General features: G+C 69.6%; 14 protein-coding genes. 3 read left to right on the top strand and 11 right to left on the bottom strand.

Features of this window, described 5'->3' with window-relative positions; genetic code table 11:
* Positions 1 to 6: 6 nt before the first annotated feature.
* From ABD206_RS13095 to ABD206_RS13110, 4 genes are all read right to left on the bottom strand, one after another.
* Positions 7 to 2,520, bottom strand: coding sequence for a circularly permuted type 2 ATP-grasp protein (locus ABD206_RS13095; RefSeq protein ID WP_344073317.1), 2,514 nt, complete (start codon positions 2,518 to 2,520; stop codon positions 7 to 9).
* A complete protein-coding gene (locus ABD206_RS13100; RefSeq protein WP_344073319.1) occupies positions 2,517 to 5,789 on the bottom strand; it encodes a transglutaminase family protein in 3,273 nt (1,090 codons plus the stop codon). The genes ABD206_RS13095 and ABD206_RS13100 overlap by 4 nt, the downstream gene beginning before the upstream one ends.
* A gap of 34 nt (positions 5,790 to 5,823) precedes the next feature.
* Positions 5,824 to 8,388 carry a cation-translocating P-type ATPase gene (locus ABD206_RS13105; protein WP_344073321.1) on the bottom strand — a complete coding sequence of 855 codons (2,565 nt, stop codon included), beginning with the start codon at positions 8,386 to 8,388 and terminating at the stop codon, positions 5,824 to 5,826.
* Positions 8,389 to 8,473: 85 nt separating this feature from the next.
* Positions 8,474 to 9,130: an alpha/beta hydrolase gene (locus tag ABD206_RS13110; protein ID WP_344073323.1), complete on the bottom strand. Its 657-nt coding sequence runs from the start codon at positions 9,128 to 9,130 to the stop codon at positions 8,474 to 8,476.
* 22 nt (positions 9,131 to 9,152) lie between these two features.
* Between ABD206_RS13110 and ABD206_RS13115 the strand changes: the two genes are divergently transcribed.
* From ABD206_RS13115 to ABD206_RS13125, 3 genes are read left to right on the top strand one after another with little or no spacing between them, the layout of a single operon-like run.
* Positions 9,153 to 9,812 (top strand): NUDIX hydrolase family protein, encoded by a 660-nt coding sequence (locus ABD206_RS13115; RefSeq protein ID WP_344073325.1) that lies wholly within the window; start codon positions 9,153 to 9,155, stop codon positions 9,810 to 9,812.
* Positions 9,813 to 9,823: 11 nt separating this feature from the next.
* Complete coding sequence (locus ABD206_RS13120) at positions 9,824 to 10,678, top strand: AlbA family DNA-binding domain-containing protein (protein WP_344073326.1); 855 nt, start codon at positions 9,824 to 9,826, stop codon at positions 10,676 to 10,678.
* A complete protein-coding gene (locus tag ABD206_RS13125; RefSeq protein ID WP_344073327.1) occupies positions 10,671 to 11,204 on the top strand; it encodes a bifunctional nuclease family protein in 534 nt (177 codons plus the stop codon). Before ABD206_RS13120 ends, ABD206_RS13125 begins: the two co-directional genes overlap by 8 nt.
* A gap of 1 nt (position 11,205) precedes the next feature.
* Here ABD206_RS13125 and ABD206_RS13130 read toward each other — a convergent pair whose 3' ends face one another.
* The 7 genes from ABD206_RS13130 to ABD206_RS13160 all read right to left on the bottom strand — a co-directional run bounded on the left by ABD206_RS13130 (position 11,206) and on the right by ABD206_RS13160 (position 18,459).
* Positions 11,206 to 12,288, bottom strand: a complete 1,083-nt coding sequence (locus ABD206_RS13130) for a threonine aldolase family protein (RefSeq protein ID WP_344073328.1) — start codon at positions 12,286 to 12,288, stop codon at positions 11,206 to 11,208.
* A gap of 9 nt (positions 12,289 to 12,297) precedes the next feature.
* A complete protein-coding gene (locus ABD206_RS13135) occupies positions 12,298 to 13,617 on the bottom strand; it encodes an aspartate aminotransferase family protein (protein WP_344073330.1) in 1,320 nt (439 codons plus the stop codon).
* A 75-nt stretch (positions 13,618 to 13,692) separates the two neighbouring features.
* Positions 13,693 to 14,862, bottom strand: a complete 1,170-nt coding sequence (locus ABD206_RS13140) for an ABC transporter substrate-binding protein (protein WP_344073332.1) — start codon at positions 14,860 to 14,862, stop codon at positions 13,693 to 13,695.
* Positions 14,863 to 14,936: 74 nt separating this feature from the next.
* Positions 14,937 to 15,731, bottom strand: a complete 795-nt coding sequence (locus ABD206_RS13145) for an ABC transporter permease (protein WP_344073334.1) — start codon at positions 15,729 to 15,731, stop codon at positions 14,937 to 14,939.
* Positions 15,728 to 16,528, bottom strand: coding sequence for an ABC transporter ATP-binding protein (locus tag ABD206_RS13150; protein WP_344073336.1), 801 nt, complete (start codon positions 16,526 to 16,528; stop codon positions 15,728 to 15,730). The genes ABD206_RS13145 and ABD206_RS13150 overlap by 4 nt, the downstream gene beginning before the upstream one ends.
* Positions 16,525 to 17,418 carry an ABC transporter permease gene (locus tag ABD206_RS13155; RefSeq protein WP_344073338.1) on the bottom strand — a complete coding sequence of 298 codons (894 nt, stop codon included), beginning with the start codon at positions 17,416 to 17,418 and terminating at the stop codon, positions 16,525 to 16,527. Before ABD206_RS13155 ends, ABD206_RS13150 begins: the two co-directional genes overlap by 4 nt.
* A gap of 24 nt (positions 17,419 to 17,442) precedes the next feature.
* On the bottom strand, positions 17,443 to 18,459 hold the full coding sequence (locus ABD206_RS13160) for a TIGR03842 family LLM class F420-dependent oxidoreductase (protein ID WP_344073340.1): 1,017 nt from the start codon (positions 18,457 to 18,459) through the stop codon (positions 17,443 to 17,445).
* Positions 18,460 to 18,464: the final 5 nt, after the last annotated feature.

Below are 18,464 nucleotides of genomic sequence, written 5' to 3' on the forward strand. Positions count from 1 at the left end.
TGCCTCTCACGACGCGGCCCCGGTGAGCTCGGTCAATGACAGTGAGGCGAACGTCTGCGGGGGCGGGCCCGACGAGAAGTGCAGGGCCTCGATCGCGCGCGCGAGTTCGGCGATCTGCACCGAGATGTCTTCGAGCGTGCGCTCGAGGTGCGCACGTCGGCCCTCTGTGGCGCGGGCCAGCTCGATCGAGCTCAGCTCCTCCAGCAGCGCGACGATCTCATCGATCAGCCGCTCGGGTCGGGTCGATCCGGTCGAGAGCGGCTGGGCGGAGATGTGCTCGCGGACACGGTCGACGGCGAACCGGACGGAGCGTGGGTTCTCGGCATCCAGGACGAGCAGCTCGATGACGCCGCGCGCGTGCAGGAAACCGCGGTAGCGGCGGCGGTGGGTGACGACCGACTCGGATGCCCGCAGCACCGCTTCGAGCACCTCCTGCTCGACTTCGCCGACCTGTACACGGGTGACGGCGGCCTGCAGCAGCGCGCACACCTGCAGCGAGCGCTCCAGCGCGCGGCCGGCTTCCACCATGTGCCAGCCGGCGTCGCGGATCATGTTCGCGGTCGTCCCCTGGAGCGCCAGCAGCGCCGTGAGCATGCGGCCGGCACCCTCGCCGACACCGTGTGCGTGACGGGTCAGCCGCAGTGCAGAGGCCGCCCGGTCGGTCGCCGCGAACACCCGCCAGGTGTCGGTCGAGAGCTGGTCGCGCACCCCCTCGAGCGTGGCGCGCAGGCGCGCGAGCGAGTGGGCGACCGAACCGCTGCGCCCGGCATCCAGCAGAATCGAGCGGAAGTCATCGTCGACGTCGATCCATGCCGCGCCCGTGAGACGCTGCACCGCCCCCGTGAGCACCCGGGTGCTGACGGTTGCGACCGGACCCTGGGTGCTCAGCTGATCGGCATCGGAGCGGATCGCGAGCACGAGCCGCAGCAGATCTTCGGCGCGCTCGCTGTAGCGACCCGACCAGAACAGATCGTCGATCGCGCGCGGCGAGAGCTCGGGGATCGACTGGACGACGGCGGTCTCGGCGGCATCCGGCAGGCCCTGGTCGAGTTCGTCGGGGTCGGCCTTGAGCACCCAGACGTCCTTCGAGCTGGCCGGCAACGTGCCTTCGGCGAGCGCAGATGCCATCCCCCCGATGAGGGGACGATAGACCGACTGGTGCAGCACGGTGAAGGTCCGCAGGATGATCGCCCGCGGGTCGATGCGTCCGCCCGGCGACCACGCGGGCCCCTGCGACAGCGGCAGCAGTTCTTGCCCGGCGTAACGATGCGGCGCGGTGCGGATGCGCTCGAGCAGCGTCCGCGGGTCGGACGTGTCCAGCGGAGCGCGGGAGCCGTCGATGGTACGCACCACCAGGCTCGGGTCGCCGGCCAGGAGGCGCTGCTCGACCTCGCCGAGACCCTCGGGGGTGCCGCACCACCAGCTCGGCATCCCGGGCAGGCGCAGCTGCTCGCCCAGCAGCCGTTCGCACAGCGCAGGCATGAAGGCGTGGAGGGCGGGATTCTCCAAGACGCCCGCGCCCAGGCCGTTGACCAATCGCACGCCCCCGCGACGTGCGGCTTCCGAGAGACCCGCGACGCCGAGCTGTGAGTCGCCGCGCAGCTCGAGGGGGTCGCACCACTCGGCATCCACGCGGCGAAGGATCACATCGACGCGCTCGCGTGGGGCGACATCGGGCCATCCGGTCGGCTTCATCCAGACCTTGCCGTCGCGAACGACCAGGTCTGAGCCCTGGACCAGCGGGAAGCCGAGCACACCGGCCAGCGCCGCCTGGTCGTAGGCGGTCTCTGAGAGCGTTCCGGGGGAGAGGACGACCACGCGCGGGTCCTCGCGGCCCTCGGGGGCGGCGGCGATGAGCGCCTCGCGGAGAGCGTCGAAATACGGCTCCACGCGGTGCAGTGGGGCGGTCTGGAACATCTCGGGCAGCACCTGCGAGAGCACGCGCCGGTTCTCGAGCGCGTAGCCGAGGCCCGAGGGTGCCTGCACCCGGTCACCCACGACGCGCCACTCGCCGTCGCTGTCGCGCCCGAGATCGGTGGCGGCGAACAACAGCGGGTGAGGGTCGGTGCCGGTGGTGCGCACCAGACTCCGTACGAATCCGGCATGGCCGACCACCATCCCGGCCGGGAGGATCCCATCGCGCAGCACGCTGCGCTCACCGTAGATGTCGGCCAGCAGGGCGTTCAGCAGCTCGGTGCGCTGGGCGAGACCGACATCCAGGCGTGTCCAGGTCGGGGCATCCACCACGAGCGGCACCGGATCCAACCGCCACTGCTCGGTGTTGCCGCCCGGGGCGAAGGTCACGCCGTCATCGGCGAGCAGGGCTGCGATCTCGGCCTCGAAGCGTCCGACGTCGTCGATGCTCAGATCGAGCGCTGCGGGAGCCAGCGCTCGCCACGCCGGGCGCAAGGCGCCGTCGGGCGCGACGACCTCGTCGAAGCGCGCCGACGAGTCCCGGGATGGTGCGAGCGGGAGCGTTGGCTGGGTGACCGCGGCTGCATAGTCGCGGAAGATGCTCACGCGGTCGCGGCCCTGCGCAGGTCGAGGGTGTGCGGGTACTCGGATGTCGCGACCCGTCGCGCCTTCTCCCGAAGGGCTCCGACGTCGACGTGCCCCGGCGTGTGCCCGTGCGCCTCGAAGCGGCTGGCCCGGCGCGACTCCGCCTCGAAGGCGTTCACGGGGGGACGCTCGTAGGCCCGGCCGCCGGGGTGGACGACGTGGTAGGTCGCCCCGCCGAGACTGGCCTCGGCGGTCGTGTCGATGACATCGAAGGTGAGGGGCGACTGCACTTCGATCGAGGGGTGCAGAGCCGACCACGGCTGCCAGGCGCGATAGCGCACGCCCGCGTAGTACTCGCCGAGCACGCCGGTGGATGTCAATGGCACAGGAACACCATTGCACGTCACGAGGTGTCGGCGCTCGTCGATGCCGCGAATCGTGACCTGAACGCGTTCGACCGACGAGTCGACGTAGCGCGCCGTGCCGCTTCCGGTGGCCTCTTCACCGAGCACGTGCCAGGGCTCGATCGCCTGCCGAAGCTCCAGCTCGATGCGCGACCCCGGCGCCGAGATCCGGGTCAGCCCGATGCGGGGGAAGCGGAATTCGGCGAAGGAGTCGAGCCAAGTGTGCTCGAAGTCGATCCCGTGGCGGTTGAGGTCGTCGACGACTTCCTCGATGTCCAGGAGGTTGCCGTGCGGCAGCAGGAACTCGTCGTGCAGACGCGTGCCCCAGCGGATGAGGGGCGCGTCATAGGGGTGTTCCCAGAACATCGCGACGAGGCTGCGCACCAGGAGAGACTGCACGAGCGCGAGCTCGGGGTGCGGCGGCATCTCGAAACCGCGCAGCTCCAGCAGACCCAGGCGTCCGCGGCTGGAGTCGGGGCTGTAGAGCTTGTCGATGCAGAACTCGGCGCGGTGGGTGTTGCCGGTGAGGTCGGTCAGAAGGTGCCGCAGCGCCCGGTCGACCATCCACGGGCGAGCGGTGCCGCCGCCGTCGGCCGCTGCCGTGTCCAAGCGGCGCAGCTCCTTCAGCGCGACCTCCATTTCATAGACGGCCTCGGGGCGCCCCTCGTCGAAGCGGGGCGCCTGGCTGGTCGGGCCGATGAAACGACCCGAGAACAGGTACGACAGGCTCGGATGCCGCTGCCAGTAGGTCACCAGGCTCGCGAGCAGATCGGGGCGGCGCAGCAGGGGCGAGTCGATCGGTTGGCTGCCGCCGATCGTGATGTGGTTGCCGCCGCCGGTGCCGGTGTGAAGCCCATCGAGGTCGAACTTCTCCGTCGACAGGCGCGCGCGCCGGGCGACGTCGTAGAGCGTCGTGGTGAGCTCCTTCTGCTCGTCCCACGACGACACCGGCTGGACGTTGACCTCGATGACGCCCGGGTCGGGGGTGACGACGAGCTGCTCGAGCCGGGTGTCCGGCGGCGGTGAGTACCCCTCGATCACCAGCGTGGTGCCGACCGCGCTCGCGGCCTTCTCGATGACGTGCAAGAGGTCTGCGTAGTCCTCCAGGTACGGCATCGGCGGGAGGAAGACGTGCACCTGACCGTCGCGGGCTTCGAAGGCGACGGCCGTCGTCGCCGTCGTCGCTCGACCCTGCGGGGCGACATCCGGGATCTGGGGCTCGCGCAGCGGAGCTTCCTCGAGGTACGAGGGCTCGGCGGTGAGCTCGGGAGGTGCCCAGGCGATGGCATCCAGCGGCAGGCGCAGGCCCACGGGGCTCGTGCCGGGGGTGAGGACCAGTCGCCCGCGGCGGAAGCTCCACACCGGGCTCGACCACTCGCCCTCGGTCGCCAGAGGCAGCACCCAGCCGGTCGGCTCCTTCACGTCGCGGTCGAGGGCGGCCAGGTCGTGCCGGTCGAAGTCCTCGATGTCGGGGGCGGGGCCCACGGGCTTGCGGACCTCGGCGGCCAGGGCGGCGAGCGGGTCTTCGTACGCCGCCAGCAGGTGTGCTTTCGGGATGCCGAGGATCCGCGTCACGGCGCGGGCGAGGTTCTCTGCGTCCTTCTTCGCGTGGGGGCGCTCGGCATCGGTCCACGGGTCGGCGAACAGCGTCGGGTCGTTCCAGAGGGGCACGCCGTCCTTGCGCCACTGCAGGGCGATGTTCCAGCGCGGGAGGTCCTCGCCCGGGTACCACTTGCCCTGTCCGCGGTGGACGATGCCGCCGGTGGCGTAGATCTCCCGTAGCCGTTCGGCCAGGGTGTCGGCCAGCTCCCGCTTGTGGGGGCCGTCGGCATCGGTGTTCCACTCGTCGCTGGTCGCGTCATCCAGCGAGACGAACGTCGGCTCACCGCCCATCGTCAGACGCACATCGCCCTCGATGAGGCGATCGTCGACGGCCTCGCCCAGGGCGTCGATCCGCTCCCATTGCGCGTCGGTGAAGGGACGGGTCGTCCGCGGGTCCTCGTGGATGCGGCGCACGACGTTGTGGAACGCGAACTCGACCTTCGTCGGTTCGGTCGCCCCGCTGATCGGGGCGGCCGAGGAGGGTTCGGGGGTGGCGCTGAGGGGGATGTGCCCCTCGCCGGCGAACAGGCCGCTCGTGGCATCCAGCCCGATCCAACCGGCGCCGGGGACGTAGACCTCGGCCCAGGCGTGCAGGTCGGTGAAGTCCTCGGCCGGTCCGCTCGGGCCGTCGAGCGACTCCTGGTCGGGGGCGAGCTGCACGAGGTAGCCCGACACGAAGCGGGCCGCCAAGCCGTACTGGCGCAGCAGGCTCACCAGCAGCCACGCGCTGTCGCGGCACGAGCCGATCTTGGTGCGCAGGGTGTGGTTGGGGGTCTGCACGCCGGCTTCCATGCGGACGCTGTAGCCGATGTCGTTCGCGACGGCCTGGTTCAGCTGCGCGAGGAAGGTCACGGTCGGGACGCCGTCGGCGGGCAGAGGCGGGAGCTTGCGCCGCCAGGTGTCGGCGCGACGGCTGCCCGGCACGGGGCGCATGTACGGCGCAAGGTCGGCGGCGAGGTCTTCCCGATAGCCGAACGGGAAGCGCTCGGCGTAGTCCTCGATGAAGAAGTCGAGCGGGTTGATCACCATCATGTCGGCCACCAGGCCCACCGTGATCTCGAGCTTCTTGACCTTCTCGGGGAAGACGAGGCGCGCCACCCAGTTGCCGAAAGGATCCTGCTGCCAGTTGATGAAGTGGTTCTTCGGGCTCACCTCGAGCGAGTACGCCTCGATGGGCGTGCGCGAGTGCGGAGCGGGCCGCAACCGCACGACGTGGGGGGCCACGGAAATCGGCTTTTCGAACTCATACGCGGTGTAGTGCTCGAGAGCCACCTTGATCGACATGACCACAGCTTTCCGCAGAACTGTTGCGCCAGGGTTAACTCTTCGCCGCGGTTTGCCGCTCCCGTGCCTTTCCGCGGGCGTGGATGCCGCGAGCGGCGAGCTTGTAGACCTCGGCGACAGCCAGCGGAATGATGAACGACACCGCGCTGACGACCAGGAGCGTCGGCCACGCGACCGGCGTCACGTGCAGCAATCCCTGGAGGGGGCCTGCGATGGCCAGCAGCTGCAGCCCGAGGGAGATGGCGAGGCCCGCCCAGAACGCCGTGTTGCGGACGCGCAGACGGCCGAACGCGGAGTGGAAGGCGCTCCGTGCGGTGAGGGCGTTCGCCCACTGCATGACCACGAGTGAGGTGAAGGTCGCCGTCTGCGCGACGCCCTCGCCGGCCGTCTGGAACAGCAGCGCATACACGCCGAGTGCGACAAGACCCATGACCAGTGCCATCACCGCGATGAGCCCGACCGTGGCGCGGCGAAGAAGGGGTGCGGTCGGGGAGGTGGGGCGCTGGGTCATGACGTCCCGCTCGGCGGGCTCGAGCCCGAGCGGGATCACCATCGTCGTGTCGGTGACGAGGTTGATCCACAGGATTTGCACGGGAGCCAGCGGCAGCGGGAATCCCAACGCGAGCGCGCCGAGCGCGACGAGGACCTCGCCGAGGTTGGTAGAGAGCAGGTAGAAGAGCATCCGTCGGATGTTGGCGAACAGGATCCGGCCTTCGCGCAGGGCCTCCACGATGGTCGCGAAGTTGTCGTCCAGGAGCACGATGTCGGCGGCGTCCTTCGCGATCTGCGAACCGCTTCCCATCGCGACACCCACGTCGGCCTTCGCGAGAGCGGGCACATCGTTCACCCCGTCGCCGGTCATCGCTGCCACCTCGCTCAGACGCAGCGCTGTGAGCAGGCGGTACTTGTTCTCCGGTGTGACCCGGGAGAAGACCCGCGCATCGCGTGCGATGCGGCCGAGCTCGGCATCCGAGAGCTCATTCATGCGACGGCTGTCGAACACCTGCGAGCGCGAGGTCACCAGACCCAGCTCCCGGCCGATCGCATACGCGGTCTCGGCATGATCGCCCGTGATCATGCGGACGCCGACTCCCGCGCGGGTGGCGGCGGTGATCGCCTCTCGCGCGCTGGAGCGCAGCGTGTCGGCGATGCCGACGAGGCCTGCCAGCGTTAAGGACGGCGTGGGGACGATCGTGTCGAGGTCGCCGAAGTCCGCGATCGGCGCCGGCAGAGTGGCCGTGGCGACTGCGATGACCCGCAGCCCCCTGCCGGTGAGGTCGCGCAGAGCCTGCTCGGCCGCGTCGTGGGCGCGCGGAGGGAGCGCACACCGATGAAGGAGCGCCTCGGGGGCACCCTTCACGGTCAGCTCGAATCCCTCGCCACGTGCGCGCACGTTGCCGCTGAGTGCCCGCGCTTGATCGAAGGGGAGGGTGACCAGCGCGGGAGAGCTCTCGACGTCGGCTGCTCCCTTCGCGTGGGCCGCCAGCGCGAGATCGAGCGGGTCGTGGGCGCGGTCTCGGTGGCGGACGACCGTGCGTGCGGCCGTCGCCTCGAGCGCGTCGTCGTCGCCGTCGGGTGCCCACACGGCGTGCACGCTCAGGCGGTTCTCGGTGAGCGTGCCGGTCTTGTCGGTGGCGATGGTGGTGACCACTCCGACCGTCTCGATGGCGCGCAGTGTCCGCACCAGGGCATTCTTCGCCGCCATCCTGCGCATTCCGAGGGCGAGGACCACCGAGATCGCCACCGGCAGGCTCTCGGGAACAGCGGAGACGGCCAGAGCGATGACGTAGCGCAGCGCCTCGGCGACGCTCACCCCCTGCAGCAGCGCGAGCGCGAAGGCGATCACCGCGACCGCGCCGATGACGGCGACGACGTAGGTGATGAGCCGATCGATCTTGCGCTGCACGGGACTGACGTCGGATTGGCGCGCCTGACCCGACAGGGCGGCGATGCGGCCGAACTCGGTCGCGTTTCCGGTGCGCACGACCACGCTCGTGGTCTGGCCGGCCACGAGGAACGAGCCCGAGAAGAGCATGTTCGTCTGCTCGTATGCCTCCCGATCGCCCGGCAGCGGGGCCGGGGACTTCGCCACCGGCTCCGATTCGCCGGTCAGCACCGCTTCGTCGGCGTGGACGCCGCTCGCCGTGATCACCCGCAGATCCGCGGGCACGCGGTCGCCCTCGGCGAGGCGCACCAGGTCGCCGACGACGAGGTGCGTGACCGGGATCGTCACGATCACTCCGTCGCGCACGACATCCGCCGTCTGTGCATCGTGCTGTCGCAGCGCGCGCAGGATGCGGTCGGTGGAGACGCGCTGAACGTAGGAGATGACAGCGCTGATGAGCATGATGCCGATGATCACCAGCGCGTCGAAGTACGCCTCGTGCCACAGGCTGATGACGACCGCCACGAGCAGCACGGCCGAGAAGATGTTCCAGAACGGCTCGATGAGGATGCGCCACAGCGGCTCGCCCTGCACCGTGACTTCGTTGCGGCCGTCGCGATCGAGGCGGGCGTTGGCTTCGGCCGCACGCAAGCCCGCGGTGCTCGAACCGAGGTCGTCGAGCACCGATTCCGTGGATGCCTCGTAGTACCGCACGCGCTGGACTCCTCCCGCGTGGGAGCCAGGCTAGGGCGGTGACGGAACCAAGACCAGTGCCGAAGGTCCTCGCGCCCGGTGATGCTCAGGCCGAAGCGAGGTGTTTCTGGACGAAGTCCCGGACATCGACCAGTTCGTCTTCGGAGACGCTGTGGGTGAGGCCCGGGTACACCCGCCCGGTCAGCTCGGCGTGATCGGGCAGCCACTGCGAGGTGTGGTCGATGAGGCCACGGGGGATGACGTCGTCGTGCGTCCCGCGACCCCAGAACACCGGAGGCTTCGCCGCCGCGAGCGCGGCGTCATCGGTGTCTCCGCCACGCGCGACATAGCCGGACAGGTTCACGGCGCACGCGAAGCGGTCGGGGGTCAGTCGCAGGGCCTGCATCGAGACGGCGCCGCCCTGTGAGAACCCGAGAAGTCCGACCGGGTCGGTGGTCCCGAGGGTGTCCAGCCACTCGAGGACACGCCGGGCGGCGTCGGTCACCCGCTGCGGGTCGCGGCCGTCGAGTCCCTCGATCGGGTACCAGGAATACCCGGGGGCGGGCCACGGCGGCGTGAGGGGTGCCCGTAGCGCCGCGATCGTCAGCCCGGGAGGGAGGTAGGGGACCAGGCCGAACAGGTCGCGCTCGTCCGATCCGTATCCGTGCAGGAGAACCAGCATCGGCCGTCCGGCGCGCTCGCCGGCAGGGTGTGACCAGACGATGGCATCGGAATCGAGGGCGGGCGTGTCGTTGTCCGTCATGAGGTCAGGGTATACAGGAGACATGCCGGTACGGACGCCAGACCCCGACCCGAACGAGCGCGACGACAAGGGAACGCCGCGCGATCCCCTCGGTGGCATGCGCGCGGCGTTCGGCGCCGGTGCCTCCGGCGGATCCTTCGGTTCGCCGACTCCTGAGAGCGCCGCCAACCCCGCCTGGCTGAGCGACCTGGAGCTCGCCGAAGCGCGCCGACGGCTCCCCATGCTCTACGTCGAGGCGGTGCCGGTGCGCACTGACGGCACCGGTGCGGTGACACAGGTCGGCATCCTGTTGCGCGCGACCCCGCTCGGGGAGATCACCCGCTCGCTCGTGTCGGGGCGCGTCCGCTACGGCGAGACGGTGCGGGACGCCCTGTTCCGGCACCTCGAGAACGACCTCGGGCCGATGGCCTTCCCGCTCCTGCCGCCGCAGCCGGTGCCCTTCACCGTGGCCGAGTATTTCCCGATCCCCGGGGTCACCGCGTTCTATGACGACCGCCAGCACGCGGTCTCGCTCGCGTTCGTGGTGCCGGTCACCGGCACCTGCGAGCCCCGCCAGGATGCCCTCGAGGTCACCTGGATGTCGCCGGAAGAGGCAGCATCCGACTCGCTCTCCCAGGAAATGGAAGGAGGTCGGGGAACGCTCGTGCGCATGGCGCTTGCCAGCGTCGGCGCGCTGCGCTGATCCCCGACGTCATGCCGTACAACCCGGAACTCGTGCAGTTCGCGATCGGACTGCCGATCGTCGTGCTCATCTCCTACCTGTTCGCGCTCGTCATGCGTCGCATCTTCGGCGCGCGGCTGTCGCTACCGATCGCCGCGGCGACACTCACCGCCGTGCTCGGCGCGGCGGTCGGGCTTTTCCTGGCCGGCTGGTTCTTCGAGGACCGTGGCATCTGGACTCTGACGACGCTGTTGCTTGCCCTCGGCGGCGGGTTCGCCTTCACTCTCATCGCTTCGAGCCTGTTCGCGGGGTTACGTCGCGGTTCCCGCGACATCGACATCGATGCGATGCTGGCCGCGGGTGAATCCGACGAGGTCGAGTTCAAGGAGACTGCTCGCTGGAACGTGCGCGAACAGCGCAAGGACGGTCGGATGGAGCTCGTGATCGCCAAGACGATCGCAGCCTTCCTCAACAGCGGCGGTGGCACGGTCGTGATCGGCGCGAACGACGACGGCGACGCGTTGGGGATCTCTCGGGATCTCGGGACGCTGCGCGTTCCCGACGTCGATCGCTACGAGCTGTGGCTGCGCGATCTGCTGTCGACCCTGCTCGGGCGCAACGCCGCAGCCCTTCCGCACGTGCGGTTCCTGGAGGCGGCGAACGGCGAGACACTGTGCGTGATCGTGTGCCCGCAGTCGCCTCGGCCGGTGTACCTCACCCATGCGAAAGACGGCGCCTCCACCGAGCTGTGGGTGCGGGTGGGCAATTCGACCAGGTCGTTCGCGGTCGATGAGGCAGTGGAGTATGTTGCCCGCAACTGGAGTGGCGGCGCGGGGCGCTGGCGTCCCCGTGTCCCGCTCCGCGACGAGGGGGGTGCGCATGGTTGAGGTCCGGGTCGCGGGAGTCGCGATCGACTCGACGGGTCAGCACGTCATCCTGCTCAAGCCCGTCGATGCTCCCGAGGGTGAGGGTTCGGTCGTTCCCATCTGGATCGGGGCCCAGGAGGCGACATCCATTCTGGTGGCCGTCGAGAACGCCACCACGCCGCGCCCGCTCGCGCACGATCTCATGCGCTCGATGATCGAGAACCTCGGCGCCACGGTGGCGCGGGTCGAGGTCACCCGCATCGAGGAGGGCACCTTCTTCGCCGAGATCACGCTGACCGCGGCCGACGGGGAGCACACGATCGACGCGCGGCCCTCCGATGCCGTCGCGCTCGCCGCGCGGGTCGGGGCGGCGATCGAGGTCGCCGAGGCGGTGTTCGATGAGGCCGGCATGCCGGACATGCTCGGCGAGGCCGACGACGAGGATGCGGCGAGCGAGGCATCCGGGATGCCCGCCGGTGAACTGCCGAAGGTCGACGACTTCATGAAGTTCCTCGACGAGGTCGATCCCGAGGACTTCCGCGGCTGACTCAGGCGCGAGTGGCGGCGCCGATCGCGGCGACGAAGGCATCGACGTCGGCCTCGGTCGTGTCGAAGCTGCACATGAGGCGCACGTCGTTCGAGTCGGCATCGCCCGCCGGCCACCCGTAGAAACGGAATCGGTCGATGACCCGCTCGGCAACGCCCTCCGGGAAGGTGGCGAAGACGCCATTGGCCTGCGTGGGCTGGATGAACGAGACCCCTCGCACCGAGCCGTCAGCGACGCCCGCCTCAAGCCCCCGGCGCAGGCGCGCCGCCATGGCGTTCGCATGGCGGGCGTTTCGCAGGTACAGATCGCCCTCGTAGAGGGCCACCAGCTGCGCCGAGACGAAACGCATCTTCGAGGCCAGCTGCATGTTCATCTTGCGCAGGTACGGGAGCCCTGCGGATGCCTCGGGTGAGAGCACGACGATCGCCTCGGCCGCCAGTGCCCCGTTCTTGGTCCCGCCCATGCTGAGGACATCCACCCCGGCGTCGGTCGTGAACTCCCGCAGCGGCAGATCCAGGGAGGCCGCGGCGTTCGACAGGCGCGCGCCGTCCATGTGCAGTCGCATGCCGCGCGTGTGGGCGTGGTCGGCGATGGCGCGGATCTCGTCCGGCGTGTAGACGGTGCCGAGCTCGGTGGGCTGAGTGATGGAGACCACGAGCGGCTGCGCCCGATGCTCGTCGCCCCAGCCCCACGCCTCCCGGTCGATCAGCTCGGGGGTGAGCTTGCCGTCTGGCGTCTCGATGCCGAGGACCTTGATCCCGGCGACCTTTTCGGGCGCCCCACCCTCGTCGGTGTTGATGTGAGCGCCGGTGCTCGCGATGACCGCGCCCCAGCGGGGCAGCATCGACTGCAGCCCGACGACGTTGGCCCCGGTGCCGTTGAACACGGGGAAGGCCTCGGCCTGCGCGCCGACGTGCCGCGCGATGACATCCTGCAGCCGCGCAGTGACGGTGTCGCCGCCGTAGGCCGACTCGTGTCCGGTGTTCGTCGCGGCGATGGCCGCGAGCACCTCCGGGTGGACGCCGGAGTAATTGTCCGAGGCGAACCCGCGGCGGATCGGATCGAGGGCGGAGTCGGCGGTCACCGGATCAGCCTATGCGCGCTCCACGAGCGTTAGGACCTCGTCCATCGCCGCCACGGCGGTCGCAACCTCGTCGGGTGAGACGGTGCAGGGCGGCACGACGTGGATGCGGTTGTCCATCGTGAAGGGCAGGATGCCGCGGGCCAGCAGTTCCTTCTTGATCCGCGCCATCATCTCCGCCGACACCGGCTCGCGCGTCGCGGGGTCTGCCACGAGCTCGAGCACCCAGAAGACACCCTCGCCGCGCACCTCCCCGACCAGCGGATGGTCCGCCCCCAGCTGTGCGAGCGCCGGGCCCAGGACATCCGTGCCGATCATCGCAGCGTGCTCGACGATGCCTTCGGCGGCCATCGTGTCGAGGGTCGCGACGATGGATGCCGCCGCCAGCGGATGCCCAGAGTAGGTGAGGCCGCCGGGGAAGACGCGCTCGTCGAAGTGCGCGGCGATCGGGTCGGAGATGATGACGCCGCCGATCGGGACGTAGCCGGAGTTGACGCCCTTGGCGAAGGTGATGAGGTCGGGCACCACGTCGTATCCCTCGAAAGCGAACCAGCGGCCGGTACGGCCGAACCCGGCCATCACCTCGTCGAGGATCAGCACGATGCCGAATTCGTCGGCCAGGGCCCGGACGCCGGCGAGGTAGCCGGGCGGGGGGATCATGACCCCGGCGGTCCCGGGCACGGATTCCAGCAGGATCGCGGCGATCGATGCGGGTCCCTCGGACTCGATGACCCGGCGCAGGTGGTGCAGGGCGCGGGCGCCTTCCTCTTCGGGCGTCGTCGCCCAGAACTCACTGCGGTAGAGGTAGGGGCCGAAGAAGTGGACGTGGCCGCGCGCGTACTCATTCGGCACGCGGCGCCAGTCGCCGGTCGAGACGATCGCCGACCCGGTGTTGCCGTGGTACGAGCGGTAGGTCGAGAGCACCTTGTCGCGTCCGGTGTACAGGCGCGCCATGCGGATCGCGTTCTCGTTGGCGTCGGCACCGCCGTTGGTGAAGAAGACCTTGTGGAAGCCCTCGGGGGCGCGCTCGATGATGCGGGCGGCGGCCTCGCCGCGGGGGAGGACCGCGTTGCTGGGCGCGATGGTGGCGAGGACCTTGGCCTGCTCGGCGATGGCGGCCACGACGGCGGGGTGGCTGTGGCCGATGTTGACGTTGACGAGCTGGCTCGCGAAGTCGAGGTAGCGGTTGCCCTCGTAGTCCCACAGCACCGTGCCTGATCCGCCGGCGATCACGAGCGGCGCGAGAGCCCCCTGTGCGCTCCACGAGTGGAACACGTGGGCGCGGTCGAGGTCGAAGGCGGTCTGATTGTCGACCGGGGTGGGGAGGGTCATCGTCGTGTCCTTGCGATGGAACGGGGGAGGGTGTTCCGGGCGGCCGACGCACGGCCGACCGCCCGGAACGAGGTGTTACTGGCCGCCCTCGGTGAGGACGACGTCGATCGGGGTGTACTCCGCAGAGACGTCATACCCCTCTTCGATGAGAAGCGCCAGAGCCTGGTCGATGTACTCGTTCGAGTACGCCGTCGAAGAAGGCTCGGTCGTGATGAGGTTCAGGCCGTCCTGGTTGACGGCGGCCAGGGCTCCCGCGACGGTCGCGTCCCACGCGGCCGAGTCGATGGTGCCGAACTCGGCGCCGTTCCAGATGAGCTTGTTGACCTCGTTCATCTGCCACTCCTGGTGCACGGGGCCGACCGGGAAGGCCGCCTCGGCGTTGATCGCGTAGTCGTAGACGATCGCCGCGGCCTCTTCGGGGTTGTCCCGGGCGAAGATCCAGCCCTTGGCGACGGCCTTCAGCATCCGCACCGCGGCGTCGGCGTAGGCCGGGTCGGAGTCCAGGCGCGCGGTGTCGGCCCAGATCGCGTCCTGCAGCATGGCGCCGGCAGTGTCCTGGTAGTAGATGACGTTCAGGTCATCGAGCGTGTACAGCTCGCCGGTGTCGGGGTTGACCGTCTCGAGCACCTGCGCGAGCTCGTTGTAGGTCATGGCCTGCGCGGCATCCACGTCGCCGTCCAGCAGGGCGTTCATGCTGAAGTCCTGCGTCGTGATCGACACGGTGGTCGAGTCGAGGCCCTCTTCGGCCATGGCCGCGAAGATCTCCCACTCGTTGCCGAAGCCCCACGAGCCGATGCGCTTGCCTTCGAAGTCGGCGACGGTCGAGACATCCGAGTCGGCCCATGAGACCTGGGTGGTGCCGGACTCCTGGAAGACCTGCGCGATGTCGGTGAGCTCGACGCCGGTGGCCTCGAGCGTGCCGAGCACCTTCGGGACCCACGCGATGGCGAAGTCGACGTCGCCGGCCACCAGGGCGTCCTGCGGCACGATGTCACCGCCCGAGGGGACGATGGTGACGTCGGTGAAGCCCTCTTCCTCGAAGTAGCCCTGGTCGAGCGCCACGTAGTAGCCCGCGAACTGTGCCTGCGGCAGCCACTGCAGCTGGATGGAGAGCTCGCTGAGCGGTTCGACGTCGGTGCCCTCGGAGTCGTCGGGCTCGGCCGAGCCCGCGCAACCTGCCAGCGCGAGGCCGGCGATGGTGAGAGCGGATACGGCGACAAGGCCGCGTCGGATGCTGTGTCTCACGGTGTTCCCTTCGGTTGGTGGTGCAGGTGGGTGGTGCTGGTTCTGGTGGTGCAGGGATGGTGCGCTGATGCCGGTCAGTCCGGCATCCTTCTGGTCGCCCATCGCTCCAGGAGCGAGGTGACGAGGAAGAAGACGAGGCCGATGATGATGCCCCCGAGGACGAACGCCCAGGCCAGGGACGCGCGGCCCGACTTCGCGTAGGTGGCGATCGCGGTGCCGATCCCATCGGCGGGTCCGCCGAAGTACTCGGCGACCAGGGCGGCGATCACTGCGAGCGAGCTCGCGATGCGCAGACCCGTCATGAGGTAGGGGAGGGCCGTCGGCAGGGTCAGGTGGCGGAAGGTCTGTCCGCCCGATGCCGCCGAGGCGCGGAACAGGTCGCGGTGGACGGGTCGGCTCTGGCGGAGCCCGCGCAGCACGTTGACGAACACGGGGATGAACGCTGCCAGCGCCGCGACCGCCTGCCTCCCGAACTGGCTGGATGCCCCGAACATCGTGTTGAGCACGGGAGTGATCGCCACGATCGGGATCACGGCGATCGCCGCGACGATCGGTGCCAGCATCCCGTCGATCGGGCGGATCGTCGCCGCGAGCGCGGCCAGTGCGATGGCGACGAGTGATCCGACCAGGAGGCCGATGAAGGCGTTGGTGGCCGTGATCGTCATCCCGTCGAGGATGAGGGGGAACCGCGCGATGAACTCCTGGATGATCGCGATCGGGCTCGGCAGCATGAGCGGGGCGGCCTGGGCGACATCCACGTAGAGGATCCACAGCGCGAGACCGAGGATGCCGACGCCGACGGGCGCCGCGAAGCGCACCCATGCGGGATACGTCACGGTGCGGGATGCCGCGGATCCGGCGGTGCTCATCGCTCGTTGGCCCTCTCCACGCGGGTTCCGTGCAGAGCTTCGCGCACCGCGGTGACGCGTTCGAAGTAGGCCGGCGACTCGCGCAGGGCGTCGTCTCGTTCCTCGCCCAGGTCGATGGGGATGACCTCGGTGATGCGGCCGGGGCGCGGGCTCATCACGACGACGCGGTCGGAGAGGAAGACCGCCTCGGGGATCGAGTGCGTGACGAACACGACCGCCGCGCCGGTGTCTGCGGCGATGCGGGTGAGCTCCGACTGCAGGTACTCGCGGGTCATCTCATCGAGGGCTCCGAACGGCTCGTCCATCAGCAGCAGTTTCGGACGGGCGGCCAGTGCCCGCGCGATCGCGACGCGCTGTTGCATGCCGCCGGAGAGCTGGTCGGGGAAGCGATCGACGAAGTCCGAGAGCCCGACCAACTCTGCGAGCTCCGCGACGCGGGCTTCGCGCTCCTCTTTGGCCATCTTGTGCAGCTGGAGGGGGAGGGCGATGTTGTCGGCGACGCTGCGCCACGGAAGGAGCCCCGCCTGCTGGAACGCGATGCCGTAGTCCTGGTCGAGGCGAGCCTTGTGCGCGGGCTTGCCGAAGATCTCGAGGGTGCCGCTGGTGGCCGGGTCGAGATCGGCGATGAGGCGCAGCAGGGTCGACTTGCCGCAGCCGGAAGGCCCGATGAGGGAGATGAACTCCCCGGCCCCGACCTCGAGCTCCACCTCTGTGAGCGCGGTGACATCACCGGCTTTGGTCGGGAAGATCTTGCCGACGCCGGTGGCCTTGACCGCGAGGGTGCTGTTCTGTGTCATGCCGTCGCTTCTCCTCGGCGGTACTTGTGCAGGCCCACGCCCAGCAGGGCCACGGACCCGGCGGCGATCAGGCCCAGCAGGATGGAGCCGAAGATCGGCCCCCAGGGTGCGGCCGGGTCGCTGGATGCTTGACCGGCGAGCTGGATGAGCATGCGGCCGATGCCGCCGCGCATGCCGATCGAGACCTCGGCGACCACGACGCCCAGGACCGCGTTGGCCGCTGCCAGGCGCAGGGCCGGGAGCAGGTGCGGGACGGCGGCGGGAAGTCGCAGGCGCCACAGGGTCTGCCAGTAGCCGACAGCGTAGGTGTGCATCAGGTCGACGTGGATGCGATCGGGTGACTCGAGGCCCCGGAGCGCCCCGATGGCGACGGGGAAGAACGCGAGGTAGGAGGCGATGATCGCCACGGACAGCCACTGCGGCCAGGGCGTGCCGCCGCGGTCGATCTGATTGCCGATCGCGTTGATGACCGGCGCGAAGGCGATCAGCGGCACGGTCTGGCTCACGACGATCCAGGGGAGAAGCCCCCACTCCAGCAGGCGCCACCGCTGCATCATGAGGGCCAGCGCCCCGCCCACGGCCACGCCCAGCACCCAGCCGACCGCGGCGATCGCGAGCGTGGTGAGGGCGGCGATCGAGACCGTCACGAACAGGGGCGGGGTGTCGCCGCCGCTCGTGGGTGCGACCAGGCGCGCCAGCATGTCCCAGATGTGCGGCATCGCCCGGTCGTGGGTGCGGGGCAGGATCATGATGCCCGAGCCCGTCTGGCCCTCCACGGCGAAGATGACGAGCCCGTCGGCGGGCCCTGCGAACTTGTAGATCTCCCAGAGCAGCACGATGCCGAGCACGCCGAGGATGCCCCAGCCGAGGCCCGACGTGCGGCGGCTCATGATGCGCGCCCTCTCACGAACGCCTCACGATTTCGCAGTGACCTTCTCGGTCATCGCGGGGATGACGGTCTCGCCGTAGACGCGAAGGGTCTCTTCCTTGTTGTCGTGCTGCAGATAGCCGGCGAACTGGGTGACCCCGATCTCGCGCAGGGCTTCGAGCTTGGCGATGTGGTCCTCGGCGGTGCCGAGCATGCAGAAGCGGTCGACGATCTCGTCGGGGACGAAGTCGACGTGGTCGTTGTTCGAGCGCCCGTGCGAGTTGTAGTCGTACCCGGTGCGCCCCGCGATGTAGTCGGTGAGGGCCGTGGGGACATCGCCGTCCGTGCCGTACTTGGCGACGATGTCGGCCACGTGGTTGCCGACCATGCCGCCGAACCAGCGGCACTGCTCGCGCATGTGCTCCCAGTCATCGCCGATGTACATCGGGGCAGCGACGCAGAAGGCGATCGAGTCGGGGTCGCGTCCGGCATCCGCCGCGGCCTTTCGGACGGTCTGGATCATCCAGGCCGCGATGTCGACGTCTGCCAGCTGCAGGATGAACCCGTCGGCGACCTCGCCGGTGAGCTTCAGTGCCAGCGGCCCGTAGGCGGCGACCCAGACATCCAGTTCGGAGCCGCGGCTCCACGGGAACTGGAGTTGCGCACCCTTGTAGTCCACCGCGCGGGAGTTCCCGAGCTCACGAATGACGTGGATCGACTCGCGGAGCTCCTTCAGCGTCGACGGCTTGCCGTTCGTCACGCGCACCGCCGAGTCGCCGCGACCGATGCCGCAGATCGTGCGATTGCCGTACATCTCGTTGAGGGTGGCGAACACGGATGCCGTGACCGTCCAGTCCCTCGTCGCAGGGTTCGTGACGAAGGGGCCGACCACGACCTTGCGGGTCTGGGCGAGGATCGCCGAGTAGATGACGTACGGCTCTTCCCACAGCAGGTGCGAGTCGAAGGTCCACACGTGGCTGAACCCGTGGTTCTCTGCCAGCTGTGAGAGCTGGATGACGCGGGACGCGGGGGGATTCGTCTGCAGGACGACGCCGAAATCCATGGGTG

The organism is Microbacterium sediminicola, from assembly GCF_039531125.1.
GTDB lineage: Bacteria > Actinomycetota > Actinomycetes > Actinomycetales > Microbacteriaceae > Microbacterium > Microbacterium sediminicola.

Excerpts from the sequence above, each read along its gene's own strand:
- ABD206_RS13160 (WP_344073340.1), bottom strand. The coding sequence starts at position 18,459 with ATGGATTTCGGCGTCGTCCTGCAGACGAATCCCCCCGCGTCCCGCGTC.
- ABD206_RS13100 (WP_344073319.1), bottom strand. The coding sequence starts at position 5,789 with ATGTCGATCAAGGTGGCTCTCGAGCACTACACCGCGTATGAGTTCGAA.
- ABD206_RS13150 (WP_344073336.1), bottom strand. The coding sequence starts at position 16,528 with ATGACACAGAACAGCACCCTCGCGGTCAAGGCCACCGGCGTCGGCAAG.
- ABD206_RS13125 (WP_344073327.1), top strand. The coding sequence starts at position 10,671 with ATGGTTGAGGTCCGGGTCGCGGGAGTCGCGATCGACTCGACGGGTCAG.
- ABD206_RS13135 (WP_344073330.1), bottom strand. The coding sequence starts at position 13,617 with ATGACCCTCCCCACCCCGGTCGACAATCAGACCGCCTTCGACCTCGAC.
- ABD206_RS13120 (WP_344073326.1), top strand. The coding sequence starts at position 9,824 with ATGCCGTACAACCCGGAACTCGTGCAGTTCGCGATCGGACTGCCGATC.
- ABD206_RS13145 (WP_344073334.1), bottom strand. The coding sequence starts at position 15,731 with ATGAGCACCGCCGGATCCGCGGCATCCCGCACCGTGACGTATCCCGCA.
- ABD206_RS13155 (WP_344073338.1), bottom strand. The coding sequence starts at position 17,418 with ATGAGCCGCCGCACGTCGGGCCTCGGCTGGGGCATCCTCGGCGTGCTC.
- ABD206_RS13115 (WP_344073325.1), top strand. The coding sequence starts at position 9,153 with ATGCCGGTACGGACGCCAGACCCCGACCCGAACGAGCGCGACGACAAG.
- ABD206_RS13110 (WP_344073323.1), bottom strand. The coding sequence starts at position 9,130 with ATGACGGACAACGACACGCCCGCCCTCGATTCCGATGCCATCGTCTGG.